Raw genomic sequence first — 24063 nt, 5'->3', positions numbered from 1 at the left:
CCCCCCTGCCTGCCCCGCCCATGGGGGTGGAGACGGTGGCCCTGTCCGCCCTCACCGGGGACGGCATCGACCAGCTGGAGCTGGCCATTGGCCGCCTGTTCCCCCAGGACACCGGCCTGCGCCCAGGAACCCTCCTCACCAACGCCCGTCAGGCCCAGGCCGCTGGACAGGCGCAGACCTGCCTCACCCGAGCCCAACAGGCCCTTCAGGCCGGCCTCTCCCCCGATGCGGTGCTCACCGATGTGGAAGAAGCCCTCACCCATTTGGGCGAACTCACCGGGCGGGTGGTACGAGAAGACATAACTTCCCAAATTTTCCAGCGCTTTTGCGTGGGAAAATGACAGTTTTTGTCATAATTTGAAGCTTGACACCATATCTATGGATAGCCTTCCACAACTTGTACACCATGTGGAAAACTTTGTGGAAGCTGTGGAAGCTTCTCTCCACGGGAAAGGCAGGCCACCTTTCCCGTGGAACTTTTTTGCACCCTGCTGCGCGCATTTTTGTCCGCCACAGGCGAACAAAACCACACTTGCAGGGCGAGAAGTATGTTATCCCATGCGCATGTCCTGGGATAACATAGATTTCAACCCTTCGCACCGGAACGGTGCGAACTCTGCGAGGCTTTTTGACCCTAAAATCCAACACCCCGCCGTGCCAGGTGCACAGCGGGGTGTTTTTGGTTCTGTTTATGCCTGGGGGTTGAGGCGCTGGGCCACCACCCGGGCAGCTTTGACGCCGGAGGCGCCGGCCTGGGCCAGGCCACGGGTGACACCGGCGCCGTCGCCAATGGCGAAGAAGCCGGGCAGGGCGGTCTCCAGCTGATTGGACAGGGCGATGCGGGCGGAGTAGAACTTCACCTCGGCCCCGTACAGCAGAGTGTCATAGTTGGCAGTACCGGGGGCCAGCTTGTCCAGGGCGTAAATCATCTCGATGATGTCGTCCAGCTGCCGCTTGGGCAGGGCCAGGGACAGATCGCCGGGGACGGCGGCGGTGAGGGTGGGCCGCACGAAGGACTTGGACAGGCGGTGCTCGTTGGTGCGGATGCCGGACACCAGATCGCCGAAGCGCTGCACCAGCACGCCGCCCGCCAGCATGTTGGACAGGGAGGCAATGTGCTTGCCGTAGCGGTAAGGCTCATTGAAGGGCTGGGTAAAGCGATTGGACACCAGCAGAGCGAAGTTGGTGTTGCGGCTTTGCAGCTTGGGGTCGGAATAGGAGTGGCCATTGACGGTGTTGATGCCCTCCACGTTCTCCGCCACCACGTGGCCGTAGGGGTTCATGCAGAAGGTACGCACCGAATCGCCATACTGCTTGGTGCGGTAGACCAGCTTGGACTCGTACACCACGTCAGTAATGTGCTCGAAGACGGTGGCGGGCAGCTCCACTCGCACGCCGATGTCCACCTGGTTGTTGATGAGCTCCAGCCCCAGCCCCTTGCACTGGTTGGCAAACCACTCCGCGCCGGACCGGCCGGGGGCGGCGATGAGGTAGGGGGCGTTGAAGGTGTCCCCCTGCTCGCTCTCCAGGGTGTAGGTGCCGTCTTGCTCCACGGTGATGGAGCGGATGGCGGTGCGGAACCGGAAGTCGTGCTTGTCCCGGATGTGCTCATAGATGTTGGTCAAAATGCGCAGGTTGTTCTCGGTGCCCAGGTGCTTGCACCGGGCCTGGAGCAGGTGCAGGTCGAACTCCAGGGCCTTTTTCTCCAGCTCCCGGGCCTGGGGAGTGGTGGTGGAGAAGCACTGGGTGGTGGCCCCGTGCTTAACGTTGAGGGAGTCCACGTATTCGATGAGCTCCATCACCTCATCTTGATCCAGGAAATCAGTGAGCCAGCCGCCGAAGTCGGTGGTGAAGTTAAACTTGCCGTCGGAGAAAGCGCCAGCGCCACCAAAGCCGCACATGGTGTCGCACACCGCGCAGTTGATGCAGGTCTTTACTTTTCCTGCCACAATGGGGCAGCTGCGGTGGTAGATATCCGCGCCCTGGTCCACCACCAGCACCTTGGCCTCAGGGCAGCGCAGGGTCAGCTCATAGGCGGCAAAAATGCCCGCCTCACCGGTGCCCAGCACCATAACATCATAACGATTGGTCATGAAAGTTCCTCATTTCACATGTAATTGGGGAATGCCCCGATGCAGTATATCAAAGGTTTGCGCATGTTTCAATGGGGGATTTTATCCATCACTGGAGAGCCGTTCAATCTCTCCCCGGTACCATCCGGTCACCCCGTCCTTTTTCACCAGATATCCCCGGCTGCACGAGGCCACCAGAGCCAGCCGCTCCCCGGGGCTCACTGGCAACTCATAGTCCGTGGAGTCCTCACAGTGCAGCTTGCCATCGCTGCTGCGCACATAGAGGTAGTCTCGCAAAATCCACAGGTTGCGCCCGGTGGAGGGGTGGCGACACCAGCACACATCCTTCCCCTCTTCCAGCACCTCCACCACGCTGTCGCTCCAGCGGATGTTTAGGGGATTGCGTGAGGCCTCCTGCCCCTCCAGCGCCGTCACCACCGGCAGGCCATCGTAGGCCACATAGTCCATGTGCTCCTGGTACACATCGGGGATGATGAGGGCGTTGAGCTGGCCATCCACCTTGAGCACACAGCCCCCGTCGATGGAGACAATGTGCTGATCCTCTTTGATCCAGGGTCGGGCCACGGGGATGTCCGTGCGGTAGAGGGTAATGGGCCAGTGGCCCACCACCACCCAGTGGTCAAAGCTGCGCCCTTGCCCCACAAAGTTGTCGTTTTTCATGCAGCCGTAGGCGGGCAGAGACTCCATGTCCTCCTCCCGGTCGATGCCGCCGTGGACAAAGATGTACCGTCCCACCTCTAGGATGTGGGCCATAGAGCGTAAATATGCCACCTCCCGGGGCATTTTCTCCAAAATGGCCGCTCGCAGCTGGGGCAGATCCTCCGGCCCCTGGGGATGCAGCCCTAACTCCTCCCCCATTTGCAGGATGAGGGAGCGGCGGTCCCAGGTGCGAAACACCGGCCACAGGGCCTCGTCGATGCCCGGCCTGCCCTCCAAAAAGATCACATCCAGGTGGTCGCAGTTGCCGCACAGAGGGTAGACGGTGTGGGTCTGGTCCAGTTCCAGCAGCAGACGCAGCAGGTGCAGGCTCTCCTCCCCTTTTTCAAAAAGGTCCCCCACCAGAATCAGCACATCTTCCGGGGTAAACTTTGCTTTTCCCAGCACACCTTGAAAAAATTCAACATTTCCGTGGATGTCACTGAGGGCCAGTACCCGCCTGCCTGGAGGGATGGCGGGCCGTAGAAGCTTGGCTGTGGAACTCATGGGACTCACCCTTCCGTGTGGTATATCTTTTCTTTTATCATACCACGACTTTCCCCCCGGTGCAAAAGAAACCCGTCTGTAGAAAGGCGGTGAAAAAAATCGTTTACTTTACTGCTTCAATGTGTTACGATGAATGTACCATCATCCACCCAACGACAAGGAGGAACCTATGCCCAAAGTAGCGAACAAGGAGCGTAGCATGGCGCTGTATGAGAGCATTGTCCAGCTCAAGAGCGTGGAGGAGTGTTGCGCCTTTTTTGACGATTTGTGCACCGTGGGAGAGCTGCGTGCCATGGAGCAGCGGTATGATGTGGCCCGTCTGCTGGACCAGGGACTGGTGTACACGGAAATTTTGGAGAAGACCGGAGCCAGCTCCGCCACCATCAGCCGGGTAAACCGGATTTTCTCCTTTGGCACCGGCGGCATGCACCGCATGATTCAGCAGCAAAAGGAACAAACGGCCCCTGAGAAGTAACTCGCACAGACATAAAGCAGGTGAAAAACCACAAAACCGTGGTTTTTCACCTGCTTTTTTGTTTCATCGAGTTATTCCTGGCACAGCCGGATGCACTCTCTCACCCACTGGCAGTTGTTCTCCTCCCGCATGATGGCCCCCATAAGCACCAGATAGTCCCCAAATTCCGGGCTGTCCTTGGGGGGGATGGCGTCAAATTTGGTCTGGTTGTGGCGCAAATGCTCCAGCCGCTTTTGGTGCTCTTCCAGCTGGTACTCCAACAGCTCCAGCCGCCGCTGAGGGCCCAGGCAGCTGGAAAAAAACACCTGCAGCCGCAACTCGTTTTTGGGGGTGGGGGGCAAGGGCCGGTTTTGGTCCAGCCACTGCATAAACTCCTCCCGGCCCTTGTCGGTGATGGAGTACATCTTCTTTTCCAACGCCGTGCCTACAATCTCCACCTGATACTCCACCGCTCCCTCTTGGGTGAGCTTGCGCAATTCAGGGTAAATCTGGCTGTGTTTGGCGCTCCAAAACTCGTTGAGCGTGCTCTCAAACTCCTGAGATAACTCATATCCACTGCGGGGTTTTTGCTCCAAAAGCCCCAAAATCGCATATTTTAACGTTCCCATTTGGCACACGCTCCTGTTGTCGTCCTCTGGTTTTTCTCTGATTATACCACGGAATTCGTCCTGTTTCCATTCATTTGGCAAGATTTTTCTGAATGGGAGATTGTGAAATTTTGCACATGTCAGTATTGACTGGTTTGCGTCGACATGTTATTGTTTTGACAAGGATCCGAACCAACACAACAAAGGAGCGTTATTTTCCATGAACTACACTCGCAAACGTTGGCTCATTCTGGTGGTATGCTGCCTGGCAAACCTGTGCCTGGGCTCCATTTACACCTGGAGCGTCTTCGCCTCTCCCATGGCGGACTATCTCACCGGCCTCACCGGTGCCACCCTCACCACCGCCGATTTGGCCATTGTCTACACCATCGCCAACTCCGTTGGTCCCATCACCATGATTTCCGGCGGCTGGTTCAATGACCGTCTGGGCCCCCGGGCTGTCCTGCTGGTGGGCGGCGTGATGTGGGGCATGGGTATGGTGCTGTCCGGCTTTGCCACCAGCGTGGGCGCACTCATTGTCACCTACGGTCTGGTGGGCGGTTTAGGCCTGGGCATGGCCTACGGCGCCACCGTGAGCAGCTGCATCAAGTTCTTCCCCGACAAGCGGGGTCTCATCGGCGGTATCACCACCGCCGTGTACGGTCTGGGCAGCGTGGTGCTGCCTCCCGTGGTCACTGCTCTGGTGCAGGCCTACGACGCCCCCACCGCCTTTAAGATCGTGGGTACAGTGTTTACCGTGGTGCTGGTGGTGGCCGCTTTGCTGATGGTGCGCTGCCCTGACGGCTTTGTGCCCGACGGCTGGACCCCTCCTGCCCAGTCTGTGAAGGCCACTGCGGTAAATCTGGACTGGAAGCACATGCTCACCACCCCCATTTTCTACGTCATGGCCGTACTGCTGTGCTGCGGTGCCTTCTGCGGCATGATGATTACCTCCCAGGCCTCCGCTATTGGCCAGAACATGGTGGGCCTGAGCGCCATGGCCGCCAGCACTGCCGTGTCCGTGCTGTCTCTGTTCAACGTCTTTGGCCGCATTGCCGCTGGCTTCCTGTCCGACAAGATTGGCCGCATCAACACCCTCACCCTGTCCTGTCTGCTGGCTGCGGTGGGTCTGCTGTGCCTGTACTACTCCAGTCCCGAGGCCGTGGTTCTGTTCTATGTGGGCTCTTCCGTGGTGGGCCTGTGCTTTGGCTCCTTCATGGGGGTGTACCCCGGCTTCACCGCTGACCAGTTCGGCCCCAAGAACAACTCGGTGAACTACGGCATCATGTTCATTGGCTTTGCCGTGGCCGGTTACTTCGGCCCCTCCATTATGCGCAGCGTCCTCCAGGCCGACGGCACCTATCACCGGGCCTTCCTCATTGCCTGCGGCCTGAGCATCGCCGGTGTCATTACCACCTTTGTCTATCGTCTTGTGAGCAAAAAGACCCGATAATTTGCAGAGAGGAGCTTTTGGAATATGAATCGTCAATTTCCCCACCTGTGTAGCCCCATCAAGCTGGCTGGCGTAACCTTCCGCAACCGCATGTTCTCCGCCCCCATGGGTGGCACCGACATCACCAACGACGGGTGCATCGGCCCCAAGTCCACCGCCTTCTATGAGCTGCGGGCCCGAGGCGGCGCCGGCGCCGTCACCGTCAGTGAGTGCATGGTGCACCCCCAGACCGACGGCTCCCACGCCTACCACCTGGACACCGCCATTTTGAACTCCCTGGCCTCTGCCACCTACACCGCCGACGCCATCCGTCGCCACGGGGCCATGCCCAGCCTGGAGCTGTCCCACTCCGGCATGTACGCCGGTACCTACATGACCGACAAGACCCGTCAGCACGAGATGTGCCAGTGGGGCCCCTCGGACACCGTACGCCCCGACGGGGTGCCTGTGAAGGCTCTGACCAAGGAAATGATCGCCGAAATCGTGGCCGCCTATGGCACGGTGGCAGGTCTGGCCAAGCGAGCAGGCTTTGAAATGCTGATGATCCACGGCGGACACGGCTGGCTCATCAACCAGTTCCTCTCCCCCTACTTCAACAAGCGGGAAGACGAGTACGGCGGAAGCCTGGAGAACCGCTGCCGTCTGGCCTGCGAGATTCTGGATGCCGTGCGGGCCGCCGTTGGCCCCCGCTTCCCCATTGAGTTCCGCATGAGCGGCTCTGAGCTGTTCGAGGGCGGCTACAACCTGGATGAGGGCGTGCGCATCGCCCAACAGATCGAGTCCCGCATTGACCTGCTCCACGTCTCCGCCGGTACCTATCAGCGGGGCTTCGGCGACACCCACCCCTCCATGTTCAAAGAGCATGGCTGCAACGTGTATCTGGCCGCAGAGATCAAAAAGCACGTCTCCGTCCCCGTGGCCACTCTGGGCGGCCTCAACGACCCGGAGCAGATGGAGGAGATCATTGCCTCCGGCAAGGCGGACGTGGTGTACATGGCCCGCGCCCTGCTGGCCGACCCCGAGCTGCCCCGGAAGGTCACCGAGAACCGGCCCCAGGAGATCGTGCGCTGCCTGCGCTGCTTCACCTGCATGGCCGAGCGCGCCGCCACCGCCACCCGCCGCTGCACCGTCAACCCCCTCATCGGCCGTGAGATCGAGGGCTGCGAGGTACACCCCGCCCCGGTGAAGAAGAAGGTCCTGGTAGCTGGCGGTGGACCCGGTGGTCTGTACGCCGCCTACACCGCTGCCCGCCGTGGCCATCAGGTCATCCTGTGCGAGAAGGAGAACGAGCTGGGCGGTATCCTCAAGAGTGAGCAGGCCATCCCCTTCAAGAAGGAAATGTATCAGCTCACCGGCACCTATGAGCTGCTGGCCCGTCAGGCCGGGGTGGAAATCCGTCTGAACACCCCCGTCACCGCCGCTCTGGCCCAGGAGATGAAGCCCGACGCGCTCATCGTGGCCGTGGGCTCCCACCCCCTGGTGCCCCCCATCCCCGGCCTCACCGGGGACAACGTGACCATCGTCAACGACTACTACAAGAACACTGAGAAGGTGGGCAACGACGTGGTGGTGCTGGGCGGCGGTCTGGCTGGCTGTGAGTGCGCCGTGCACCTGGCCATGGAGGGCAAGACCGTGCATCTGGTGGAGATGCGGGACGCTCTGGCCCCCGACGCCAATGTCCGTCACCGCCCCCTGCTGCTCCAGGAGCTGGACAAGCAGGGCGTGCACATCCACACCGGCTTCCGTGGACTGAAGGTCACCGAGGAAGGAGTGCTGTGCGAAAACACCGCTACCGGCGAAGAGGTGCTGGTGGCTGGTCACAGCGTCATTTGCGCCCTGGGCCAGGTCTCCTGCACCGACACTGTGGACGAGCTGCGGGATGCCGCTCCCTATGTGGCGGTGATTGGCGACGCCGCCCGGGTGTCCACCATCACCAACGCCGTGTACTGGGGCTATCACGCCGCTCTGGACATTTAAGCGCAGCAAAAACACCGTCTTTCTTCGGAAAGACGGTGTTTTTCTGTATTCTATATTGGGAATTCGTTCTTCTAGCGTACCCTCAGCAGGCTTGCCAACCTGGTAGGAACGCTACCCGCTGGGGGTCTATTTTTGTTCGGCCAAAAATAGACGAAAAAGCCGCTTAGGGCGTTCCCCCCTAAAAACCTCCCTGGGGCAGCAACCCTATGCCGCTGGAGCAACTCCAACCGGCCCAGGGGTAAGCTGATACCCTCTGCCGCTACATCCGCTGCCGCTCACTGTCCCAATGTGGATAGCATTTGCCCCAGAAGCACAGGGCCTGCCATCGGTAGTGACTGCCAGCCTACACCCAATCCAGACGCTGTTACCAAAGAAGCACTCTATTCTTATACAGAAGGCATTAGCGGCAGCGGCGCAAGGAGAACAGTCAATCCTCCTTACCTCAGCGTCGGTGGGGGATGCTCCAGCGCCATGCAAGGAGACCTCAGGGGGGTACCTAGGGGGGAACGCCCTAGGCGATTCTTTCCCCGATTTCTCATCGTGGAGAAATCGGGCCCAGCGGAGCGTTCCCAGACCGGAGAACTGCCAAAAACTTTCTCAAAAGTAACATCCCCCAGGCTTTCGCCTGGAGGATGTTGTCATTCTATGCTTATTTGAAGTACAAAGCGCCGGACTCGAAGATGGGCTGCATCTTGTCGCCCACGATGTTGAGGCCCACATGGGCGCCGCACCGCTCGGAGTGGCCCATTTTGCCGAACACCCGGCCATCGGGGGAGAAAATGCCCTCAATGGCGCACACGGAGCCGTTGGGGTTGCCCACCATGTCCATGGTGGGGGCTCCGGTGAGGGGATTGACGTACTGGGTGGCCACCTGGCCGTTGGCAATGAGCTCCCGCACCACGTTCTCAGGAGCCACAAAGCGGCCCTCGCCGTGGGAAATGGCAATGGAGTGCAGGTCGCCCACCTGGCTCTTGAGCATCCAGGGGGACTGGACCGAGGCCACACGGGTGGTGACATAGCGGCTCTGGTGACGGCCGATGGTGTTATAGGTCAGGGTGGGACAATTCTCGTCCATCTCCCGAATCTCGCCGTAAGGCACCAGACCCAGCTTGATGAGAGCCTGGAAACCGTTACAGATGCCCAGCATCAAGCCGTCCCGGTTTTTCAGCAGGTCATGCACCGCATCGGTGAGCCGGGGGTTGCGGAAGAAGGAGCAGATGAACTTGGCGGAGCCGTCGGGCTCGTCGCCGCCGGAGAAGCCGCCGGGCACGAAGATGATCTGGCTGCGTGCAATGGCCTGTTCCAGCTCCACGGCGGACTGCTGGAGATCCTCGGCGGTGAGGTTGCGCACCACCACGATCTCCGCCTCCATACCAGCCCGCACGCAGGCCCGGGCGGAGTCAAACTCACAGTTGGTGCCGGGGAACACGGGGATGACCACCCGGGGCTTGGCAATGGAGCCGGAGAACACAGCAGGAGAGCGCTTGTCACAAGAGATGGTCTCCACGTCGCCACTGAGGCCAGCGTCGGTGGGATAGACGGTCTCCAACACGCTGTCGTTGAGCTTCAAAAGCTCGTCGATGGAGGCGCTGTCGTCGCCGATGGTGATGACACCCGTGTCGTTGGTGTAGCCCAACAGAATGCCGCCCTCCACGGCCTCGGTGCACTCGGCAATCATCATGCCGGGGCAGGCGGTGTACCAGGGGGCGTTGACACCGCTCTCAGCGGTAAAGCCCACGCCGTTGCCCAGGGCCATCTTCATGACACCCTCAGCCACGCCGTTCTCCACGGCCCAGGCGGCGGCCACCTTGCCGGACTGGCACAGGGCGTGGAACTGGGTAAAGGCGGCGCGATGGGCGGCGTAGTCGGTGAGCTCGGCCCCGCCGAACAGATACACGGGGTGACCGGCGGCCTTAAACTCCTGGGTAATGACCTCGCCCGCCTTCACGGGGGCGATGGCAAAGGAAATCAGGGTGGGAGGCACGTCCAACTCCATGAAGGAGCCGGACATGGAGTCCTTGCCGCCAATGGCGGCGCTCTCCAGACCCAGCTGGGCATCCAGAGCGCCCAGCAACGCCTGGAAGGGCTTGCCCCAGCGCACGGCCTCGTCCCGTAGCTTCTCAAAGAACTCCTGGAAGGTCAGGTAAGCCTTGGTGTAGTCTGCACCGGCGGCCACGATCTTGGCCATGGAGGTGATGACGCTGGCCTGAGCGCCCCGGTAGGGGTCGGCGCTCATCCAGTCGGGGTCAAAGCCCCAGGCCATCAGGCTGGCCTGATCGGTCTCCTGGCCGGGCCCCACGGGGAACAGGGCGGCCATGGCCTGGGCGGGAGTACGTTGGGTCTTGCCGCCGAAGGGCATGAGCACGCTGCCGGCGCCGATGGAGCCGTCAAACCGCTCGGTGAGGCCACGGCGGGAGGCGCTCTTCAAGCTGCCTGCCATCTCCCGCAGGGTATTGGCACCGGCCACAGGCTCCACGGTGCCCTGGGGCACTTCCACCTGGGCGTGCTTGACGGCACCGTTGGTGTTGAGGAAGGCGCGGCTGAGGTTGGCCACAGTCTGGCCCTTCCAGGTCATGACCATGCGGGGGCTCTCGGTGACGGTGGCCACCTGATAGGCCTCCAGGTTCTCGCTCTGCGCGGCGGCCATGAAGGCCTCAGCGTCCTCGGGGGCCACCACCACGGCCATACGCTCCTGGCTCTCGCTGATGGCCAGCTCGGTGCCGTCCAGACCGTCGTACTTTTTGCGCACGGCGTCCAAGTCGATGGTCAGGCCGTCGGCCAACTCGCCGATGGCCACGGACACGCCGCCAGCGCCGAAGTCATTGCATCGCTTGATGAGGCGGGTCACATCGCCCCGGCGGAACAGGCGCTGAATCTTGCGCTCCTCGGGGGCATTACCCTTCTGGACCTCACTGGCCATGGTGGACAGAGAGGTCATGTTGTGGCTCTTGGAGGAGCCGGTGGCACCGCCAATGCCGTCTCGGCCGGTGCGGCCGCCCAGCAGGATGATGACATCCCCGGGGGCGGGCACTTCCCGACGCACGTGGCTGGCGGGAGCGGCACCCACCACCGCGCCGCACTCCATGCGCTTGGCGATGTAGCCGGGGTGGTAGACCTCGGCCACGTGGCCGGTGGCCAGGCCGATCTGGTTGCCGTAGGAAGAGTAACCGGCAGCGGCAGTCTGAGCGATCTTGCGCTGGGGCAGCTTGCCGGGAATGGTCTGGTCAAAGGGGACGGTGGGGTCGCCGCCGCCGGTGACGCGCATGGCCTGGTGGACATACACACGGCCGGACAGGGGGTCCCGGATACAGCCGCCAATGCAGGTGGCCGCGCCGCCGAAGGGCTCAATTTCGGTAGGATGGTTGTGGGTCTCGTTTTTGAACATGAGCAGCCAATCCTGCTCCTTGCCGTCCACCTGGGCGGGGACATGGATGGAGCAGGCGTTGATCTCCTCGCTCTCGTCCAGCTCCGGCAGCTTGCCCCGCTTTTTCAGGGTCTTGGCACCGATGGTGGCCAAATCCATGAGGGTCTGGGGCCGCTTGGCGGCCTTCTCCTCCCCGTACACCTCCACACGGGCATCCAGGTAGCGCTGATAGGCGGCCTTCACGTCCTCCCGCTCCACGTTCACACGGTCCAGGTAGGTGGAGAAGGTGGTGTGGCGGCAGTGGTCGGACCAATAGGTGTCCACCACCCGCACCTCGGTGAGAGTAGGATCCCGCTGCTCCTCGTCCCGGAAATAGCCCTGGAGGAAGGTCAGGTCGGCCAGGTCCATGGCCAGACCGTACTGGGCCAGCAGCTTCTCCAGGCCTGCCTGATCCAGCTTGGTGAAGCCGTGGAGCACGGGCACGGCCTCAGGCACGGGATACTGGCTCTGGAGGGTCTCCGGCTTGTCCAGGGACGCCTCACGGCTTTCCACGGGGTTGATGAGGTGGCCTCGAATCTTGTCCAACTGCTCGCCGGTCAACTTGCCTTCCAGCACATACACGGTGGCGCAGCGCACGGTGGGACGCTCCCCCCCAGTCATCATCTGGATGCACTGGGCGCAGGAGTCCGCCCGCTGGTCGTACTGACCGGGCAGAGCCTCCACAGCCACAATGGTGTGCTCGCCCTGGGGTAGGCCGGGCATCTCCTCGTCCCAGATGCCATCCACCTGGGGCTCAGAGAGGATGGTGGTGCGGGCAGCCTCGTACACCTTCTGTTCCACACCCTCCACGTCGTAGCGGCGGATCACCCGCACGCCAGTGAGGGTATCCACCCCCAGAGGGCCTTTCAGCTCGCCCAACAAGTGCCCCGCTTCCACGTCGAAGCCGGGCTTCTTTTCCACAAAGCAGCGAAATACCATGCTCATTGCCACACTCTCCCTTATTTATCTTGATCTTGGATTGCAGTGTTTTTATCTTCCACGGACGAGAATATCGTCCACTGATCCACCTTTGCATAGGGGTTTGCCTGGGTGGGGGCCACCCCCGTCACCAGTCCCCACCGCACCAGCAGGGAACCCCGGAGAAAACAGATGGGAGCCAGAGGGGCCTTTTGGGCAAAGCCCTGCACATAAGCCTCCAGCTCCGTCTCACTCCCGGTCCTGCGCCAGCCGTCCAGCAGGGCCTGCACCTCGCTCTGGCTCCCGCCGTAAGCCAGAGAGCCGGTGAGCAGGGTGGTGAGGTTGAAGTCCTGGGTCAGCTGCACCTGACCCAGGTACAAATCAAAATTGCCCCGCTCCAGGGCGGACACATAGTCCTCCCAGGCCAGGGTCTGTACCGTGACCGTCACGCCGATGCCCGCCAGCTGGGTGGCAATGGCCTGGGCCAGACGTTGGCGGGTGGGATTATCTTCATTGACAATCAGCCGCAGTGAGGTCTGGGTGGCTGTCCCCTCCTCCACCGTGGTCTCAGGCAGCTCTCCCCACGCCGGGGAAATAGGCAGGGCCGTGGGGTCTCCGTGGCCGGACAGCTGTACATCCACCAGATTCTGCCGGTTCAGCGCCCCGGAAATGGCCCGGCGCAGATTCTCATCCTGACACGCGCCCCCCTGGGTGCGAAAGCCCAGGTAGAGAAGCTGGGTGGTAGGATAGTCCACCACCTCACAGGTGCCGGAATAACCCAGAGCGTCGGGGGAGAAAAACTCCGTGGTGGCCATCCACACTTCCCCGCTGTCAAAAGCAGCCACCCGCCGGTCCGGGGAACTGACCTCCACCAGGGGAATATTCTCCGCCGGTAAGGTGTCCACCAGGGCGCTGTACGGATTGGGGCTGAGCATCCCATCTTCCATGAGGTAGGAACCGGTGCCCAAGGGGTCCTGCCCCTCCCGCTCCAGTACCACCGGCACGTCCAGCAGGGACAAAAACTGTGCGTTGGGGGCGGACAGGGTGATAACCACTGTGTGGCCCCCCACTTGGGACACCCCGGTCACCCCAGACAGGCGGCTTTGGTACCGGGCTGCGGTGCGGGCCAGCTCCAGGGACTGCACCACATGGGACGCGGTCAAGGGTGTGCCGTCGGAAAAGCACACCCCCCGGGCCACCTCCACCGTCCAGGTCAGGCCGTCCTGGCTCACGGTGGCCCCGGCGGCCAGCCGGGGCTGAGGCTGGAAGCTCTGATCCAACTCATAGAGGCCCTGGTACACCAGTCCCCCCAGCTCCACATTCACCCCGTTGGTGCCGGTGATGGGGTGCATGGTCTGTTTGGGGTCATAGGCCAGGGAAAACACCCCCGTCTGTACCGGTTGGGTGGTGCCAGAGGGGGCCGCCGAGGGGTTTTCCTCCTGTGGGGACGCAGCGCAGGCGGACAGGAGCATCATGCCCGCTGCCGCCAACGCCAGAAGCTTGGTTCGTTTTCTCATTTGAGCCCAATGGCAGCAGCCATGGAGCCCCGGTTGTTGCCCACACACCGGTGACTCCAGAACAGGTCCTGGTTACAGCTGGTGCACACGTCGCACACCCCGATGTGCTCGGGCAGCACCCCCGCCTTTTCCAGCCGCATCTGGTTAATTCCCTTCAAATCCACAGAATACTTGCCGTTTTCCTGGATGTGCAGGTATTGAAGCACCGGGGTAGAGAAGGCGGCCATCATGGCGTTGGGCACATCCTCGTGGGTCTCAAAACAGCAGGGGCCGATGCCGGGTCCAATGGCGGCCAGAATGTCCTGGGGCTGGCTGCCGTAGACCTCCTCCATCTTGCGCACCACCGCCCCGGCAATGTCGGCAGCGGCGCCCCGCCACCCGGCGTGGGCCGCGCCCACCACCTGGCGCACGGGATCATAGTACAAAATGGGCAGGCAGTCGGCGGAGAAGATCACCAGGGTCACTCCGGGCAGGTCGGTGACCAGCCCGTCGGCCTCGTAAGACACCTTTTCGTAGGGATCTTGCTTGGTGTCCGCCTTGGTAATCACCCGCACATGGTTTTCATGGATTTGGTTGGACATGGCCATGGTGGGGCTCTGCGCCCCAATAGCGGCAAAGAACCGCCGGTAGTTTTCCCGCACGTGGTCCGGGTCGTCTCCCCGGCTCACCCCCAAATTCAGGGACGCCCACATGCCTCCGGACACGCCGCCCAGACGGGTGGAGAAGCCATGGGCTACTCCACCGGCCTGTTCCATCTCCTGAGAGGCGAAAAAGGTCACTCCCTGATGCTGCTTTTGGGTGATGGTCATGGTCAGTTTCCTCCCCGTTCATAACTTGGCCCCGCAGTGAGGTCTCACTGCTGCTGGCTGTGATATTGCTCGCAGGTACACTTCTTCCACTTCAGACCCGAGCCGCAGGGGCAGGGGTCGTTGCGGCCGATCTTCACCGTCTTTTTGGTGGGCTGCTTGGCCACAGTCCCATCCGAAGCGCCGCCGGACTCGCCGGTGACCTTGGCCACCCGCTCCCGCTGGATGCCCTGGTTGGTGCGGATGCGGGCCCGGAACAGACGCCGCAGGGTCTCCTCCTGGATGGCGGCGATCATCTCCTCGAACATGTCGTAGCCTTCCCGCTTGTACTCCACCACGGGGTCGGACTGGCCGTAAGCCCGCAGGCCGATGCCCTGGCGCAGCTCGGTCATGGCGTCGATGTGGTCCATCCAGTACTCGTCTACCACCCGCAGCAGGATCACCCGCTCCAGCTCCCGCATGGGGTTCTGGATGCCGGTCTGGCCCAGTTCGGCCAGCTGCTGGGTGATGGCGGCCTCCTGGAGCTGGTAGTTGCTCCGGGCCATGTCCAACAGCTTGTCGGTGAGGGCCTGGGTGGACAGGGTGTCCAGCTCCTCCTTCACCTCTTGCAGCTGCTGGGGGGTGAACATGATGCCCGCCCAGGGGGCCAGGGCCACCCGGTAGCCCTCCAGGTCCAGCTTGCCCTGCTCCCCGGCGTGGCCGGAGACCAGGTTGGTGACGGTGGTGGTAAGCATGTTCTCAATGGCAGCGTGGACGTCCTCCCCATCCAGCACCTGGCGGCGCTGCTTGTAGATGACCTCACGCTGGGTGTTCATCACGTCGTCGTACTCCAGCACCGTCTTACGGGTCTGGAAGTTGCGGGACTCCACCCGCTTCTGGGCGGACTCGATGGCGCCAGAGAGCATCTTCTGGTCCAGGGGGGTGTCCTCGTCCACGCCCAGCTTCTCCATCATGGCCTGGATGCGCTCGGAGCCAAACAGGCGGAGAATGTCGTCCTCCATGGACAGGAAGAAGCAGCTCTCGCCGGGGTCGCCCTGACGGCCGGCACGGCCGCGTAGCTGGTTGTCAATACGGCGGGACTCGTGGCGCTCGGTGCCCAGGATGTACAGGCCGCCCACTTCCCGGACCTTCTCGGCCTCTTCCTTGATCTCGGCCTTGAACTGGGCCTCCGCCTCGGCAAACGCCTGACGGGCGGCCAGAATCTCCTGGTTATCGGTATCGGCGTGGCCATCGCACTCGGCCAGCATCTCATCGCTCATGCCCTGCCGGCGCAGCAGAGCCTTGGCCATGTACTCGGCGTTACCGCCCAGGGTAATATCGGTACCACGGCCGGCCATGTTGGTGGCCACGGTGACGGCGCCCAGCTTACCGGCCTGGGCCACGATCTCCGCTTCCTTGTCGTGGTGCTTGGCGTTCAACACGTTGTGGGGGATGCCCGCCCGATTTAAGAGCTTGCTCACCAGCTCGGAAATCTCAATGGAAACGGTACCCACCAGCACGGGCTGGCCTTTTTCGTGGCAAGCCTTGATCTGCTCCACCACAGCCCGGTACTTACCCGCCTGGGTCTTGTACACCTGGTCGGGGTGGTCAATACGGGCGATGGGCCGGTTGGTGGGGATCTCCACGATATCCAGGGAGTAGATCTGGCCAAACTCCTCCTCTTCGGTCATGGCAGTACCGGTCATGCCGGACAGCTTGTCGTAGAGGCGGAAGTAGTTCTGGAAGGTGATGGTGGCCAGGGTCTTGGACTCGTGGGCCACGGTGACGTGCTCCTTGGCCTCGATGGCCTGGTGCAGACCCTCGTTGTAGCGGCGGCCATACATCAAGCGGCCGGTGAACTCGTCCACAATGATGACCTCGCCGTCCTTGACCACGTAGTCGATGTCCTTGCGCATCACGCCACGGGCCTTGATGGCCTGGTTGATGTGGTGGGACAGAGTGGTGTTCTCCGGGTCGGACAGGTTCTCAATGTTGAACTGCTGCTCGGCCTTGGCAATGCCTCGAGCGGTGAGGGTGGCGGTGCGGGCCTTCTCGTCCACGATGTAGTCGGCGTCGATGTCGGCGGCCTCCTCCTCCTTCACGTCCACAGAGGTCACCCGCTCGCACTTGAGACGGGCCACGAAGTTATCCACCAGCTGGTAGAGCTGGGTGGACTTCTCGCCCTGGCCGGAAATAATCAAAGGAGTACGGGCCTCGTCGATGAGGATGGAGTCCACCTCGTCCACGATGGCGAAGTTGTGGCCCCGCTGCACCAGCTCTTTGGCGTAGATGGCCATGTTGTCGCGCAGGTAGTCGAAGCCAAACTCGTTGTTGGTGCCGTAGGTGATGTCGGCGGCGTAGGCGGCCTTCTTCGCCTCCTTCTCCACGCCGTGGATGACCAGACCCACGGACAGGCCCAAGAAGCGGTAAACTTTACCCATCCACTCCGAGTCACGCTTGGCCAGGTAGTCGTTGACGGTGATGATGTGCACGCCCTTGCCGGACAGACCGTTCAAGTAGGCAGGCAGAGTGGCCACCAGGGTCTTACCTTCACCGGTGCGCATCTCGGCAATGCGGCCCTGGTGGAGGATGATGCCGCCGATGAGCTGCACCCGGTAGGGGCGCATACCCAGCACACGCCAGTCGGCCTCACGGCAGACGGCGAAGGCCTCGGGGAGAATGTCGTCCAGAGTCTCGCCGTTGGCCAGACGAGCCTTGAACTCGTCGGTCTTGGCCCGCAGCTGCTGGTCGGTGAGAGCCTTCATCTCCTCTTCCAGAGACTCAATTTTATCCACAATGGGGGTGAGCGCCTTGACCGCCCGCTGGGACGGGGTGCCAAATATTTTCGTAAACAAACCCATGTTCGCGCTTCCTTTCTGGTTCAGTGCTTGGGTAGAACAACCCATTTTAACTTATGTAGTATACCATAACCCACTGGGAGAAAAAAGAGGAAATTGCAAATTCCCGCATGTTTCATCGGGGCAGGCCCACACTTCCCAAGTTCTACGGAACGATTCTCCACGTTCCTCGTGCAGGGAACGCGCTCCGCTGGGGTCCATTTTGAGTGGCCAAAATGGACGAAAAGCCACTTAGGGCGTTCCCCCCTAAGAACCTCCCTTGGGTCAGCAGCCCTAGGCTGCCGGAGCAACCCAAACCGGCCCAGGGGTAAACTGATACTCTGTACCGCTACATTCGCTGCCGCTCACCGTTCCAGTGTAGAAAGCACCTGCCCCAGAAGAACAGGGCCTGCCGTAGGTGGTGGCAGCCAGCCTGCTCCCAATCCAGACGCTTTTGCCAAAGAAGCACTACGGTCCTACACAGTGAGTATGAGCGGCAGCGGCGCAAGGAGAGAAGACAATCCTCCTTACCTCAGCGTCGGTGGGAGGTGCTCCAGCGCCATGCAAGGAGACCTCAGGGGGGTACCTAGGGGGGAACGCCCTAGGCGATTCTTTGGTGACTTTCTCATCGGGGAGAAAGTCACCCTGCGGAGCACACCCTGGGGGTGCATCCAAATCCTGGCGCATCTCTGTGCCACTTTACTGTGCAACATTTCCCTTGACACTGTCCGTCAGCGGCGGTATAATGTCCATCACAACAAAACAAAAACAGACGAAGCGTGCAGGAAAAGGCCAAGCGGCCTACCGAAGGAGTGACACTCTCAGGTTCCCCGGACTCCCGGGGTGAGGACTGTACGTGGATGTAACTCTGGAGAAGCTCAGCAATGAGTGCCGAAGGTGCAACGTCGGACCCCGTAGGGGTCTGGCCAATCTCTCAGGCAAAAGGACAGAGGAAATCATTTCTGGATGGTACCCGTTCCCCTTGGGTGGGCGTGGTGCTGGCTCAGCATTTCCTCAGGCTGCGGATTCTCACTTCCGCAGCCTGTTTTTGTTTTGGCAAAAGACAAAAGGAGAGGATACCCATGTTACAGCAAGTAGAAGCCACGCTCTTACCCCTGGTCAACACCTTGAACGACTATTTATCCAGCTACATTCTGGTGTTTTTGCTCATTGGTGTGGGCCTGTTTTACTCCATCCGCACTCGGTTTGTCCAGGTGCGCTGCTTTGGAGAAGGTATGAAAAAGGTTTTTGGCAACCTGTCTCTGCGGGGCGGCGCCCAGGAGCGGGGCATGAGCTCCTTCCAGGCCTTAGCCACCGCCATTGCCGCCCAGGTGGGTACCGGTAACATTGTGGGTGCCTCCGGCGCCATCCTCACCGGCGGCCCCGGCGCCATCTTCTGGATGTGGATCATTGCCTTTTTCGGCATGGCCACCATCTACGCCGAGGCCACTCTGGCCATCCACACCCGTGTCATTGACAAAGACGGCCACATCCACGGCGGCCCCGTGTACTATATTACCACCGCCTTCCGGGGTGCTTTTGGTAAATTCCTGGCGGGCTTCTTCGCCGTAGCCATTATTCTGGCCCTGGGCTTTATGGGCTGCATGGTGCAGTCCAACTCCATCGGCTCCACCTTCCAGACCGCCTTTGGCGTGCCATCCTGGGTGATGGGTCTGGTGCTGGTGGTCATCTGCGCCTTCATCTTCCTGGGCGGCGTGCAGCGTCTGGCCGCCGTCACCGAGAAGCTGGTGCCCATCATGGCCGCCATCTTCCTGCTGGGCGCTGTGGCGGTGCTGGTGGCCCGCATCACCTACCTGCCCGAGACCTTCGCCATGATCTTCCGCTACGCCTTCCAGCCCCAGGCCATCATTGGCGGCGGCTTTGGCTACGCCATCAAAACCGCCATCAGCCAGGGCGCCAAGCGTGGCCTGTTCTCCAATGAGGCGGGCATGGGCTCCACCCCCCACGCCCACGCCCAGGCCAACGTGAAAGACCCCCACGAGCAGGGCGTGGTGGCCATGGTGGGCGTGTTCATCGACACCTTCGTGGTGCTCACCCTCAACGCCCTGGTGGTTATCTCCACCCTGTACACCCACGACGGCCCTTTGGCTGGCGGCTATGTGGGAGACGTCACCGCCACCCTCAACAGCGCCAACCTGGCCCAAACCGCCTTTGGCACCGTGTTTGGCGCCCACTTTGGAGCCATCTTCGTGGCCATCTGCCTGTTCTTCTTCGCTTTCTCCACCGTGCTGGGCTGGAACCTGTTCGGTAAAATCAACGTGATGTACCTCTTTGGCAAGAAGGCCGCCCCCGTGTACGGGGTGCTGGCCCTGGTGTTCATCTTCCTGGGCACCACCATGTCCAACGACCTGGTGTGGGGCCTCACCGACTTGTTTAACAACCTCATGGTCATCCCCAACGCCATCGCCCTGTTTGCCCTGTCCTCCATTGTGGTGGGCATCGCCCAGCATCGGGGAAAAGCCCTGAAATAACGGGAATTTCCCCATAGTTTTCCCGTCCCCCCCTTCATCCCCCGGGCAGGTTTGCCAAAAATCGTTGTTTTGGTTGACAATTCTGCCCGGGGGAGATATAATACCGCCAAAATGAACCACTGATAGAGGCGCGGTGCCAATGGGCATCCCACATCTGCCTGGAAGGGCGTGGGATGCGAGGTGTCACTGCCGAAGGGCAAAGGGGCTTCCACCCACTTTGTACCTGGGTCGTAGGGGAATACCCTGCGGACTGTCACACTGACTTGGTGTGAAGCGCTATCATGGTGTACACCGGGTTCCCGCTCCATTTTGGGCGCGGGGGTTTGTTGGCCATGATCGCATCACGCGGTTCATGGCCTTTTTTGCTGCCCCCGTGCAGCCACCCAAAGGCAAATCACCAAGAAGGAGAGAGGAACCCCCATGAAACAGAAAATCTTTGCCCTGTTCCTGGCTGCGGTGCTGATGCTGTCCCTGGCAGCCTGTACCGCCGGCTCGTCGGACTCCGGCTCCGACGCCGCCACCAGCCAGGTCCCCGCCGCGGACATCCCCGATGTCCCCGACTTCACCGACGTGGACACTTCCACCATCCCCGGCTTGGAGGACGGCGTACTCACCGTGGGTATGGAGTGCGCCTACGCCCCCTACAACTGGATGCAGATGGACGACTCCAACGGAGCCGTGGAGATCTCCAATGTCCCCGGCTCCTACGCCAACGGCTATGACGTAATGATCGCCAAGCGCATCTGTGAGGCCTACGGTTGGGAACTGGAGATTGTCTCCAGCGCCTGGGACTCCCTGACCCCCGCCGTGCAGGCGGGCACCATGGACGCCAACATCGCCGGCCAGTCCATGACCGCCGACCGCATGAAGGAAGTGGACATGGCTGGCCCCTACTACTACGCCACCATCGTGTGCGTCACCACCAAGGACAGCCCCTACGCCTCTGCCACCTCCATCGCCGACTTGGCCGGCGGCACCTGCACCGCTCAGTCCGGCACCATCTGGTATGATTCCTGCCTGCCCCAGATTGAAAACGCCAACATTCTATCCCCCGCCGACAATGCCCCCGCCATGATTATGCAGCTGCAAACCGGCATGGCCGACTTCATCTGCACCGATATGCCCACCGCCAAGGGCGCCGCCGCCAAGGACGACAACCTGGTGGTGCTGGACTTCTCCGGCACCGATGGGGACTTCCAGTTTGCCACCGAGGAAGAGCGAGCGGAGAATGTGAACATCGGCATTTCCGTCAAGAAGGGCAACACCCAGCTGAAAAGCGCCATGGATGCCGTCCTCTCCCAGCTCACCCAGAAGGACTTTGACGCCATCATGGACCAGGCTATCGCCGCTCAGCCCGCCACCGACGGGACCGATGCAAACCTCTTTGTCAAGCTGGGACAGGATATGGCCCAGCTGTTGCGAGACTATTATCCCGGCTATCTCAGCGGCATTCTCAACACCATCATCCTGGCCGTGATCGCCACCGTCATCGGCTGTGTCATCGGCTTGGTGTGCGGCATTTTGAACACCATTCCCTACGCCAAGCAGGACTCCCTGCCCAAGCGCATCCTGCTGAAAGTGATTCGGGCCATCGTGCGCATCTACGTGGAGGTGTTCCGTGGCACGCCCATGGTGCTGCAAGCGGTGTTTATCTACTACGGCCTGCCCTACTTCACCAATGGCTCGGTGGCCTTCCGAGGGACCGAAGGCATTTGGCTGGCCTCCATCATTGTGGTGTCCATCAACACCGGCGCTTACATGGCTGAGTCGGTGCGCGGCGGTATCATCTCCATTGACCCCGGCCAGACCGAGGGCGCCCGGGCCATCGGCATGAACCACTTCCAGACCATGACCTCGGTGATCCTGCCCCAGGCCATTCGCAACATCATCCCCCAGATCGGCAACAACTTCATCATCAACATCAAGGACACCTCGGTCATGTTCATCATCAGCTTCACCGAGTTCTTCGCCTTCCACCGCTACATCGTGGGCGTGAACAACCTGTACTTCCCCTCCGCCGCCATTGAGATGATCGGCTACCTGACCATGACCCTGCTGGCCTCCGCCGCCCTGCGCCTCATTGAGAAGCGCCTGGACGGCTCGGACAACTACGAGCTGGTGCAGGTGGACGCTTTAACCATGACCGCCGGAACGTACAGCCACCCCAACCGGGGCACTCCCTTTGATGAGCACAGCAAGGAGGAGCGGGAGCGCATCGCCCTGGGCCTGAAAAACCGAAATGGCAGCACGAGAGGAGATCGGTAACATGAATGACGCAATTTTGGAAATCCAGCATCTGTCCAAGTCCTTTGGCAGTCACCAGGTTCTGAAAGATATCGACTTTACCGTGCGCCCCGGAGACGTGACCTCCATCATCGGCGCCTCCGGCTCGGGCAAGTCCACCCTGCTGCGGTGTGTCAACCTCCTGGAGACCCCCTCCGCCGGCGACATCCTCTTCCACGGGGAAAACATTACCGCCCGGGGCTTCAACCCCTGCCAATACCGCTCCAAGGTGGGCATGGTGTTCCAGTCCTTCAACCTGTTCAACAACATGACCGTGCTGGAAAACTGCATGGTAGGACAGGTGAAGGTGCTGAAAAAGTCCAAAGCTGAGGCCAAGGAAAACGCCATGAAGTACCTGGAACAGGTGGGCATGGCCCCCTACATCAACGCCCGCCCCCGGCAGATTTCCGGCGGCCAGCGGCAGCGTGTGGCCATCGCCCGAGCTCTGGCCATGGAGCCGGAAGTGCTGCTCTTTGACGAGCCCACCTCCGCCCTGGACCCTGAGATGGTGGGCGAGGTGCTCTCGGTGATGAAGGACCTGGCAGCCCAGGGCATGACCATGCTGGTGGTGACCCACGAGATGGCCTTTGCCCGGGATGTGTCCAACCACGTGGTGTTCATGGCCGACGGAGTCATCTGCGAGCAGGGCGATCCCAAGGATGTGTTCACCAACCCCAAGCAGATCAGAACCCGGGAGTTTTTGGCCCGGTTTATGGGAGAATAAGAAATACAGGCGTGTTGCATCAAAAGCAACACGCCTGTTTTTTCAGCCTTGGAAGCCTGGGGACGCTCCCCGCTGGGGGTCTATTTTTGAGCGGCCAAAAATAGACGAAAAAGCCGCTTAGGGCGTTCCCCCCTAAGAACCTCCCTTGGGTCAGCAGTCTTTTGATGCTGGAGCAACTCAAACCGACCCAGAGGTAAGCCGATACTCTGTGCCGCTACATCCGCTGCCGCTCACTGTCCCTGTGTGGAGAGAATTTGCCCCAGAAGCACAGGGCCTGCCACCAGTGGCAGCTGACGGCCTGCTCCCAGACCAGACGCTGTTGCCAAAGAAGCACCATGGTACTACACGGAATGCATCAGCGGCAGCGGCGCAAGGAAAATAGACAATTCCATATACCTCAGCGTCGGCGGTGGAATGCTCCAGCGCTGGGCAAGGAGACCTCAGGGGGGTACCTAGGGGGGAACGCCCTAGGCGATTCTTTGGTGACTTTCTCATCGGGGGAGAAAGTCACCCTGCGGAGCAAAGCACATGGACCCCAGTGGAGCGCGTTCTCCAGCGGAGCGTCCCCACCCGGCTGAAACCCCCTTAGGAATCCGTTTGCCCCCTTGCCAACTTGGCCACAATTTAGTACAATAAAGGTTAACAGTTTGTAAAGAAGGAGGGCTTCCCTATGACACGAGACGAGGCCTTTGAATTTTTAGACCGCACCGCAAGAGGCATTGCCGAGATGTTCGGCTCCTCCTGCGAAACCCTGGTACACGACATGGGAGTTCCCTCCCACCCCATTTTGTCCATTTACAATGGCCATGTATCTGGTCGTGAGGTGGGTTCCACCATGGACATCCTGGGCATCGGCCTGGAGCTGGACGAGGACTCCTCGGTCACCGACTTTGTCAACCTGGCCGCCACCACCCCCGACGGACGTCAGACCAAGTCCTCCACCTTCCATCTCATTGGAGAGGACTACAACCTGGCCCTGGGCATCAACTTCGATTACACCTCTCTGGTGTTTGCCAACCGGATTTTGGTGGATCTCATGAGCGCCAGCTCGGATTTGCAGTCCGCCCTGTGGCAGGAGGGGGACTCCAAGCAGCTGGCCGACCTCTTCGAGCGGTGTCTGGCCGCCCTAGGCAAGCCTGTGGACGCCCTGAACAAGAAAGACCGGCTGCGCATGATCGCCATGCTGGAGCAGAAAAACGCCTTTTCCTTCCGCAAGTCTGTGCCCTATGTGGCCAAGCACCTGGGAGTCTCCCGGTACACGGTGTATAAATACCTGGGCGAGCTGGCCGGACACGGCGAAGAAGAGTGAGCCCTTT

Annotated in this window: 14 protein-coding genes, 1 pseudogene and 2 riboswitches; of the genes and pseudogenes, 8 read left to right on the top strand and 7 right to left on the bottom strand. The window is 61.1% G+C overall.

The features are described from left to right. Positions 1 to 341, top strand: a pseudogene (locus B5G37_RS08600) (tRNA uridine-5-carboxymethylaminomethyl(34) synthesis GTPase MnmE); the annotation flags it as partial. A 348-nt stretch (positions 342 to 689) separates the two neighbouring features. Here the strand turns inward: B5G37_RS08600 and B5G37_RS08595 are convergent. Continuing rightward, entirely contained in the window at positions 690 to 2093 is a 1404-nt protein-coding gene (locus B5G37_RS08595) for an NAD(P)/FAD-dependent oxidoreductase (RefSeq protein WP_087256460.1), read from the bottom strand. Between the two features lie 81 nt (positions 2094 to 2174). Beyond that, a complete protein-coding gene (locus B5G37_RS08590; protein WP_087256458.1) occupies positions 2175 to 3296 on the bottom strand; it encodes a metallophosphoesterase in 1122 nt (373 codons plus the stop codon). Between the two features lie 169 nt (positions 3297 to 3465). Between B5G37_RS08590 and B5G37_RS08585 the strand changes: the two genes are divergently transcribed. Further along, positions 3466 to 3771: a YerC/YecD family TrpR-related protein gene (locus tag B5G37_RS08585; RefSeq protein ID WP_087256456.1), complete on the top strand. Its 306-nt coding sequence runs from the start codon at positions 3466 to 3468 to the stop codon at positions 3769 to 3771. Between the two features lie 71 nt (positions 3772 to 3842). Here the strand turns inward: B5G37_RS08585 and B5G37_RS08580 are convergent, their stop codons facing one another. Continuing rightward, on the bottom strand, positions 3843 to 4379 hold the full coding sequence (locus B5G37_RS08580) for a PadR family transcriptional regulator (protein WP_087256453.1): 537 nt from the start codon (positions 4377 to 4379) through the stop codon (positions 3843 to 3845). A gap of 199 nt (positions 4380 to 4578) precedes the next feature. Between B5G37_RS08580 and B5G37_RS08575 the strand changes: the two genes are divergently transcribed. Then, a complete protein-coding gene (locus tag B5G37_RS08575; RefSeq protein ID WP_087256451.1) occupies positions 4579 to 5811 on the top strand; it encodes an OFA family MFS transporter in 1233 nt (410 codons plus the stop codon). A 24-nt stretch (positions 5812 to 5835) separates the two neighbouring features. Then, positions 5836 to 7788 carry an FAD-dependent oxidoreductase gene (locus tag B5G37_RS08570; protein WP_087256449.1) on the top strand — a complete coding sequence of 651 codons (1953 nt, stop codon included), beginning with the start codon at positions 5836 to 5838 and terminating at the stop codon, positions 7786 to 7788. 649 nt (positions 7789 to 8437) lie between these two features. On the opposite strand, the gene B5G37_RS08565 is transcribed toward B5G37_RS08570, so the two are convergent. Genes B5G37_RS08565 through secA form a run of 4 tightly spaced genes read right to left on the bottom strand, consistent with a single transcriptional unit; the run spans position 8438 to position 17272 of the window. Next, on the bottom strand, positions 8438 to 12136 hold the full coding sequence (locus tag B5G37_RS08565; protein ID WP_087256447.1) for a phosphoribosylformylglycinamidine synthase: 3699 nt from the start codon (positions 12134 to 12136) through the stop codon (positions 8438 to 8440). A gap of 14 nt (positions 12137 to 12150) precedes the next feature. After that, positions 12151 to 13626, bottom strand: coding sequence for an ABC transporter substrate-binding protein (locus B5G37_RS08560; protein ID WP_087256445.1), 1476 nt, complete (start codon positions 13624 to 13626; stop codon positions 12151 to 12153). After that, entirely contained in the window at positions 13623 to 14435 is an 813-nt protein-coding gene (gene pgeF / locus B5G37_RS08555; protein ID WP_087256443.1) for a peptidoglycan editing factor PgeF, read from the bottom strand. Before pgeF ends, B5G37_RS08560 begins: the two co-directional genes overlap by 4 nt. A gap of 44 nt (positions 14436 to 14479) precedes the next feature. Continuing rightward, entirely contained in the window at positions 14480 to 17272 is a 2793-nt protein-coding gene (gene secA, locus B5G37_RS08550; RefSeq protein ID WP_087256441.1) for a preprotein translocase subunit SecA, read from the bottom strand. A gap of 834 nt (positions 17273 to 18106) precedes the next feature. Then, positions 18107 to 18208, top strand: a riboswitch (glycine riboswitch). Positions 18209 to 18330: 122 nt separating this feature from the next. Here secA and B5G37_RS08545 point away from each other — a divergent pair. The 4 genes from B5G37_RS08545 to B5G37_RS08525 all read left to right on the top strand — a co-directional run bounded on the left by B5G37_RS08545 (position 18331) and on the right by B5G37_RS08525 (position 24056). Beyond that, positions 18331 to 19740, top strand: a complete 1410-nt coding sequence (locus B5G37_RS08545; RefSeq protein WP_087256439.1) for a sodium:alanine symporter family protein — start codon at positions 18331 to 18333, stop codon at positions 19738 to 19740. A gap of 115 nt (positions 19741 to 19855) precedes the next feature. Then, a riboswitch (Lysine riboswitch) is annotated at positions 19856 to 20027 on the top strand. Positions 20028 to 20160: 133 nt separating this feature from the next. Beyond that, positions 20161 to 22005 carry an ABC transporter substrate-binding protein/permease gene (locus tag B5G37_RS15925; protein ID WP_343229703.1) on the top strand — a complete coding sequence of 615 codons (1845 nt, stop codon included), beginning with the start codon at positions 20161 to 20163 and terminating at the stop codon, positions 22003 to 22005. Position 22006: 1 nt separating this feature from the next. After that, entirely contained in the window at positions 22007 to 22747 is a 741-nt protein-coding gene (locus B5G37_RS08530; protein ID WP_087256437.1) for an amino acid ABC transporter ATP-binding protein, read from the top strand. A 670-nt stretch (positions 22748 to 23417) separates the two neighbouring features. Beyond that, positions 23418 to 24056: a helix-turn-helix transcriptional regulator gene (locus tag B5G37_RS08525; protein ID WP_087256435.1), complete on the top strand. Its 639-nt coding sequence runs from the start codon at positions 23418 to 23420 to the stop codon at positions 24054 to 24056. Positions 24057 to 24063 lie beyond the last annotated feature (7 nt).

This window comes from Pseudoflavonifractor sp. An85, from assembly GCF_002161235.1.
Classification (GTDB): Bacteria; Bacillota; Clostridia; order Oscillospirales; family Oscillospiraceae; genus Enterenecus.
The sequence above is the reverse complement of the archived record's forward strand: the minus strand, read 5'-3'. Positions and strand labels throughout refer to the sequence as shown.